The sequence below is a fragment of the Gilliamella sp. Choc4-2 genome, from assembly GCF_001690355.1.
GTDB classification, from domain to species: domain Bacteria; phylum Pseudomonadota; class Gammaproteobacteria; order Enterobacterales; family Orbaceae; genus Gilliamella; species Gilliamella apicola_A.
Genome location: NZ_LZHG01000004.1, coordinates 194,473 through 201,442, shown reverse-complemented (window position 1 = coordinate 201,442; position 6,970 = coordinate 194,473). Strand labels below are relative to the sequence as shown.

The 6,970-nt window shown below is 34.0% G+C and carries 7 protein-coding genes; 4 read left to right on the top strand and 3 right to left on the bottom strand.

The features are described 5' to 3' along the window. Window positions 1–195 precede the first annotated feature (195 nt). The 3 genes from A9G34_RS01295 to A9G34_RS01285 all read left to right on the top strand — a co-directional run bounded on the left by A9G34_RS01295 (window position 196) and on the right by A9G34_RS01285 (window position 2,558). A complete protein-coding gene (locus A9G34_RS01295) occupies window positions 196–378 on the top strand; it encodes a hypothetical protein (protein ID WP_065568639.1) in 183 nt (60 codons plus the stop codon). A gap of 76 nt (window positions 379–454) precedes the next feature. After that, complete coding sequence (locus A9G34_RS01290) at window positions 455–1,576, top strand: hypothetical protein (protein ID WP_034944157.1); 1,122 nt, start codon at window positions 455–457, stop codon at window positions 1,574–1,576. A 103-nt stretch (window positions 1,577–1,679) separates the two neighbouring features. Next, window positions 1,680–2,558: a DUF6216 family protein gene (locus tag A9G34_RS01285; RefSeq protein ID WP_065568638.1), complete on the top strand. Its 879-nt coding sequence runs from the start codon at window positions 1,680–1,682 to the stop codon at window positions 2,556–2,558. A 100-nt stretch (window positions 2,559–2,658) separates the two neighbouring features. On the opposite strand, the gene mnmE is transcribed toward A9G34_RS01285, so the two are convergent. The 3 genes from mnmE to A9G34_RS01270 form a co-directional block, all read right to left on the bottom strand. Further along, a complete protein-coding gene (gene mnmE / locus A9G34_RS01280) occupies window positions 2,659–4,020 on the bottom strand; it encodes a tRNA uridine-5-carboxymethylaminomethyl(34) synthesis GTPase MnmE (RefSeq protein ID WP_065568637.1) in 1,362 nt (453 codons plus the stop codon). Window positions 4,021–4,129: 109 nt separating this feature from the next. After that, entirely contained in the window at window positions 4,130–4,744 is a 615-nt protein-coding gene (locus A9G34_RS01275) for a YdcF family protein (RefSeq protein ID WP_065568636.1), read from the bottom strand. A 12-nt stretch (window positions 4,745–4,756) separates the two neighbouring features. Beyond that, window positions 4,757–5,320 (bottom strand): DNA-3-methyladenine glycosylase I, encoded by a 564-nt coding sequence (locus A9G34_RS01270; protein WP_065568635.1) that lies wholly within the window; start codon window positions 5,318–5,320, stop codon window positions 4,757–4,759. Window positions 5,321–5,553: 233 nt separating this feature from the next. Between A9G34_RS01270 and A9G34_RS01265 the strand changes: the two genes are divergently transcribed. Next, entirely contained in the window at window positions 5,554–6,903 is a 1,350-nt protein-coding gene (locus tag A9G34_RS01265) for an MFS transporter (RefSeq protein ID WP_065568634.1), read from the top strand. The last annotated feature ends 67 nt before the right edge of the window (window positions 6,904–6,970 follow it).

Below are 6,970 nucleotides of genomic sequence, written 5' to 3'. Positions count from 1 at the left end.
TTTAAAGCTTTAAACTTTAAAAAAATATCAAGGATCGATTTAAGAAAATTTACCAATAGAAAATGTTGGAAATTAAAGTTTCAAGGAAAATATAAGCCAAATAATCAAAAACCTAAGACTAACTATATAAACAAAATATATGATAGTAATCTTTTTTATTATTAAAAAGATTAATAAGGAATACTGCGTACAAATATGAGCTTAAAAACATTTTATAAAATTCAAAATCAAATGGTCGATAAATCATGGCGACGCAACGCCACCCCCCCAGTATTACCCTGCTGGGGCGATGAATTTACCAGTATTGGTGGCACCATAATACGTATTGATTTAAGTTGTTTCACCATAAAAATGTATCTTAGATATATTTTAACGTAATAAGATTATAGTTATAGATAATATACCTATAACCTTAAGTAATATTAATCATTAATAAATTATAGAGTTAGATAGTATGTCTTGGTCTAAACCTAACATTAGCAACATTGCAAAACCACCAGCAAAGTTACATTGGAGAACATGGGGAATGTTTATTACCCTGTTATTTTTTATTACGAGTTTTATACTAGCCAGATTGTGGCCAGACAGTAGTTATAGCTCTCAGTGGACTTATTGGGTAGGTTCGACACTGATTACCTTAATTATTGGAGGAATTGCTTTTAGTATTCGAATCTATTTTTATGGGCTTGCCCAAGAAGAATATAATATATGGCAACAAGAACAAAAAAATATCGAACAAAATTGGCAAAAATGGGCGATGCAATCATTGGTTGTTCTTGATAGCTTTTATGTTTTACCTAACCAAGTAACTGCAAACAAAATACTTAATAATGGTTCAAATATAAGTGCTGAAGTAAATAAATCATTAACCTTTAATGATAAATTTGATACAGCACACTATATCGAAGATTTGTTTGTTTCAATGCGTTCTGTACTAAATAAACTTCCGAAAACAGAATCAATAAATATTACTGTTTATTCATCACAACATGCTGATATTTGTATTGAAAACACAATTAGTCAAGCTTATCAAAAGATCGGAATCAAACAGCGTTATTCGCTATCGCAGAAAATCGAAAATGAAATTGATGTAGAACAGTTAACTAAATGGGTGGATGCAACAGAACCTGAGCTTGAATTAATTATTGTCGATAATACTAAGTCACAAAGTTCAAGTTTTTTAACTGCTTTCTTGCTTGTGAAAAAATCACATTACCAAGATATGGGTATTGATATTGCCCAAGTTGAAATTTTAAGACCAATGTTCACAAGCGATCTACAGCTTGCTTTTCAACAAATGGTTGATATGCAACCAGTAATCAAACAAGTAAATCAACTTTGGCTTGCTAATTTAACTAACAAGCAAGAAAAAGAAGTGTTAATCAATTTGTCTAAAAATCATATTGAATTAGAGGATGTTAATAAGTTACAAAGAATTGGGGGCAATCAAGACGAACTTTCATATTGGCTCGCATTAGCATTAGGTTGTGAATCGGTCATTGCTTCCCATAAAAATAATTTAATTACATCTATAACCCAAAATCAATGGCTAAGTTCAGTGATTGCTGTTTTGTGAGTGAATAAGTTTTTTTTCAATAAAAAAGCATAGTTATGGAAAAAATAAAATTTTTAATTTATGTAGATAGCAATTTTTTAACAATAAGAATCGGTTTAATAAAGTGACAAAAGAAACAGTTGATAATCAGATTTTAGCTTTAATTCAATTACCTTATTTTGAATATATTCTATACTTTATCGTTGCTGTAATAGCGGTATTTTTTATTTATAAATGGAAGATTTATTTTCTGATAAAAAATAGAATTTTGATGTTTATATTAGGTAAAAAATATTCGGAATTTTCGAATACTAACTTGCAAAGGTTTCATAAAAGGAACATAGATATATTTCACTTTAATACGTTGTATGGCGTATCAGCGACGAGTTATGAACAGATTAAAAAATATCAAAAGTGGTTACATAGAAACGGAGTGGCAGCAAGTCAAATCATTAAAATTAAGCCACATTTCAATATTAAAACCCTTTCCTACCCAAAAATAACGTTATGGAAAATATTTTGTAACTTTATTGTTTTACTCATTTTATTTATTGTATTTCTTATGTGTACTAATTTTTCTTTTACTTCTTCAGCCCTAATCAAAGTAGAAAAAAATGAACCATGGTTTTGGGTATCTAATAATTATGCCAAAAACTCCCAGTATGCATTTATACCTTTTACCAATAGCAAATGGTATTTAAATGCTTCAATGTGTAATGAAACCGGCTTTGATGAAAAAAAATGGGCTGAGCACCATAAGGTATCTTTCACAACCACAAAAATAATTTGTGAACACTTTAACTCTGAAGAGTCTCAAAAAAAAATATCAAAAATAGTTAATGAGCAAAAGGCCTTTTTCATTCCAATAACTTTGGGAATATGTTTTACGTTATTTTATGTATTAGTAAGAATATTTAAATTAGCATTAGTTTTTGATATAAGAATGCAGATTAAATGGCATAGAACCAAAAAATGGAAAAGAAAAGGTCGTAAAAAGCCATGATGTATTTTAGGATATTGAGTAAAATATCCCATTTATTCCGCTCTCTTTTGATAAGTTTTAATCAATTATAATTAAAATGCGAAGCTATCAATCATTAACCTTATTTACCAATACAAAACGAACTGAATATACGGCCTAATAAATCATCAGAAGTAAATTCTCCGGTGATTTCACTTAAGGCTTCTTGGGCTAGTCTTAGCTCTTCGGCTAGCAATTCACCTGCGTGAAAGGTAATTAGCTGGTGTTTACCATTGTTTAAGTGTTCAGCGGCTTTTTCAAGTGCTTGAAGGTGGCGGCGACGTGCTAAAAATCCACCTTCTGTGCTACTGGTAAAGCCCATTGTTTGTTTTAGGTGATTGCGTAATAGTGAAACACCTTCCCCCGTTCGAGCTGAAAGCTGAATCAGTGAGTAGCCATTTACTTCACTATACCCTAGCTTTTCACCCGTTAAATCGGCTTTATTACGAATTACGGTTACTGGCATATTTTTAGGTAAGCGTTCAATAAATTCTGGCCATAATTTTTCGGGGTTGGTTTCGGTTGTGGTTGTGCTGTCAACCATAAACAGTACTCTATCGGCTTGTTTAATTTCTTGCCAAGCCCGCTCTATGCCGATTCGTTCCACTTCGTCACTGGCTTCTCGTAAACCTGCGGTATCAATAACATGTAGCGGCATGCCGTCAATATGGATATGTTCACGTAGTACATCGCGCGTGGTGCCAGCAATATCAGTCACAATGGCAGCTTCACGTCCAGCTAAGGCATTTAGTAAGCTTGATTTTCCAGCATTAGGACGCCCTGCTATGACTACTTTCATGCCTTCTCGTAACAATGATCCTTGTTTAGCTTCTTGCCGAACTTCGCTTAAGCGAGCAATCACTTCATTAAGTTGTGCTTCGATTTTGCCATCAGATAGAAAGTCAATTTCTTCTTCAGGAAAGTCGATTGCTGCCTCAGTAAATATGCGTAAATGAATTAAGGATTCAACCAATGCATTCACTTTTTTAGAAAATACACCTTGTAAGGATGATATCGCCGATTTTGCCGCTTGTTCTGAGCTAGCATCAATTAAATCAGCTATGGCTTCGGCTTGAGCTAAATCTAATTTATCGTTTAAAAAGGCTCGCTCTGAAAACTCGCCCGGTTTTGCAATACGAATATTTGGGATCTCAAGTATTCGTTTTAAAAGCAAGTCCAAAATAACTGGACCACCGTGCCCTTGTAATTCAAGTACATCTTCGCCTGTAAAAGAGTGTGGATTAGGAAAAAACAACGCAATACCTTCATCTAAGATTGAACCATCTGTAGCTAAAAAAGGAAGATAATGCGCATACCTTGGTTTGGGTATTTGCCCTAATACTGCCTGAGCCACGGCTTGGGCTTTGGGTCCAGAAATGCGCAATATACCTACACCACCACGACCTGGTGGCGTTGCTTGTGCAACAATTGTATCTGATTTCATATTGATCTGTAGCTGATTTAAATTTTAATGGTTAATAATATCATGGAAGCATGGCAAAAACAGCAGTTGTCCTTGGTTTTGCCACTATGCGCTGATAGTTTTAGTTAGTTTATTGAGTTAATAATGAGTTTTCTGGTTTTATGCTATCGCTTGGGTGGTCAAATAACCAAGAATTTGCTAGTGCTAGGGGTTCTCTTATTAATGCGATATATTTATCTCTTTTAGTCAAATCTAATGGCGCCGCTAAGCCCGATACTTCGTTAATTCCTGAACGTTTAGCAAGCATTAGCGATCGCAATAAATGAAAATCATTGGTTACCACAACCGTTTTTCCTAAGGGTAATATACGATTTGCATAGATAAATTGTTGGGCTGTTCGGGTTGATTTGTCTTCTTGATAAATTCGATTAGCATCGATCCCTTTTTCAATTAAATATTGAGCCATTACACTGGCTTCAGTTGCAGATTCGTTTTTGCCCTGTCCGCCACAAACAACAACTTTGGTTTGTGGGTTATTTTGTAAATAATTTATGGCAATATTTAAACGTTCGGCTAAGGTTGAAGACGCTATGGCTGGTGTCTTAATCACTTGTGCTCCCAATACTACCACGGTATCGGCATTTTTTACTGGTTTTTGCAACGAAGAAATATAAATCGCAATGTTAGCAATAATAAAATAGGCTAATATTAAGGCTATACCATACTTTATTGATTTTACTATCATCCATTTTTTCCTTTATTTTTTATAACAATTTTCAAAATGATCGTTAACTAATCCCATGGACTGCATAAAAGCATAACAGATGGTAGAACCAATAAATGTAAAACCTTTGTTTTTTAACGCTTTTGACATTTTTTCTGATATATCAGTACTTATGGGGACTTCGCTTTTGTCGTTAAAATGGTTAATAATTGGTTTATTATCAACAAAAGACCAGATAAATTGCGAGAAATCTTCGCCATTTTTTTGCATATTTAAATAAGCATGAGCATTTTTTACAATGCTATTTAGCTTTAAACGATGACGAATTAGTCCTTTATTTTTTAAAAGATGTTCAATGTCTTCAGGCGTTAGCTGAATAATCTTTTGTGGGTCGAAATTAAAAAAGCAACGTCGATATTCATCGCGTTTTTTCAAAACAGTGATCCACGATAATCCCGCTTGTTGTCCTTCAAGGCAAATTTTCTCAAATAGCTTAAGGCTATCATATTGAGCGATTCCCCATTCGTTATCGTGATAATCAATGTATATTGGATCGTTCAAGACCCAACTGCAGCGTACTTTTTTATTATTTTTCATCAAATTTTATCCAACCTATTCGTTATTGTTTATGCTTTATTGAGATTTAGATTTTTTAAGCATAAATTGGTTGGATTATAAATCAAATAAGCAGATTTGTTGTATATATTAAATTTTTTTATGATGAAAAAAAGAAGATTGTTTTATGGCAGAATAAATTTCACATTTTTAGCTTAGATCAATAAAAGGTAGATTTTTTATTTTCTATCGTAATTTAATAATAAGGTTTTGTCATGAGTCAGTTTGAAATTAACAAGCAATGGCAGCCAAGTGCTCGACCATTAAATCGTCAGGATTTTAAAACGTTAGTTTTATCCTCTTTGGGGGGTACGTTAGAGTTTTATGATTTTGTTATCTACGCTCTTTATATCGATACCATTGTCAAACCTCTATTTTTGCCGCATTTTTTATCACCATTAACGTTAGATTTGTTTGCTTGGGGGATTTTTGCAGCGGGTTATTTGGTTCGTCCTGTTGGCGGTATTATTATGGCGCACTTTGGCGATAAAGTGGGACGTAAGCGAATGTTTACTTTAAGCGTGGCAATGATGGCATTACCAACATTTATTATCGGTGTTTTGCCAACTTATGACATGATTGGCATTTTTGCACCTTTGTTATTATTAGTAATGCGTATGCTTCAAGGTGCCGCAATTGGTGGTGAAATGCCAGGGGCTTGGGTGTTTATTGCTGAGCATGTGCCAAAGCAACGTTATGGTTTAGGTATCGGTACGTTAACTTCAGGTATTACTGGTGGTATTTTGCTTGGTTTTATTGTAACCATTATTATTGATCTTTGTTTTACTACCGAGAATATTTTAGATTACGCTTGGCGTATTCCTTTTATTATTGGTGGCATTTTTGGGGTTATTTCGGTTTATTTACGTCGTTTTTTATCCGAAACTCCTATCTTTAAAGAGTTAGCAGCACGTAAAGCGATCGAGAAAAAGATTCCTGTGGTTACTGTGCTTCAAAAACATAAAACAGCCTGCGTGATTGTGGCGCTTTTGACTTGGTCGTTATCGACCGCCATTATGGTGGGTATTTTAATTACGCCTGGTCGTATTGTAGGCGGTATGTACCATTTTGCTAATCTTGATTGGCGCATTGGTGGCTGTATTGCAGCGTTAACATTAACTATCGGTTGTATTATTTTTGGTTGGTTAGAAGATAAACTAGGTACAAGCAAAACCATGCTGATTAACTGGGGTGGGCTTGCTATTATGAGCATTGTATTTTATAGCTCTTTGTCTCCAAATATGTCTTTAATTAAACTTTATCTGATTTGGGCTGTATTTGGGCTATTTATTGGTTCAGTTGCCATGACAGCAATAGTTGGCACAAGGGCTTTTCCACCTGCAATCCGCTATTCAGGTTTGTCATTTTCGTATAATTTAGCCTATGCGCTATTTAGTGCATTTACACCAACATTAACTATTTATCTATTAAGCCCTGAGCATTTATTAGGTCAATATAGTTATCTTGGTGCTGGTATTTATATCTCGTTTGTGGCGTTAATTGCCGTTGGAGTAGGTTTTTATCCATTAGCTAAAAATGGTTGGCTGGGTGATGTAAATCGTTAATCAGTAAACGGGTTAATAATAACAATATGAATCATAACAGTGTTATTAATAAAAAAGCAGGGCCAAC

Coding starts and splice junctions, on each gene's coding strand:
- A9G34_RS01270 (WP_065568635.1), bottom strand. CDS start 5,320: ATGAAAAATAATAAAAAAGTACGCTGCAGTTGGGTCTTGAACGATCCA.
- A9G34_RS01295 (WP_065568639.1), top strand. CDS start 196: ATGAGCTTAAAAACATTTTATAAAATTCAAAATCAAATGGTCGATAAA.
- A9G34_RS01265 (WP_065568634.1), top strand. CDS start 5,554: ATGAGTCAGTTTGAAATTAACAAGCAATGGCAGCCAAGTGCTCGACCA.
- mnmE (WP_065568637.1), bottom strand. CDS start 4,020: ATGAAATCAGATACAATTGTTGCACAAGCAACGCCACCAGGTCGTGGT.
- A9G34_RS01275 (WP_065568636.1), bottom strand. CDS start 4,744: ATGATAGTAAAATCAATAAAGTATGGTATAGCCTTAATATTAGCCTAT.
- A9G34_RS01290 (WP_034944157.1), top strand. CDS start 455: ATGTCTTGGTCTAAACCTAACATTAGCAACATTGCAAAACCACCAGCA.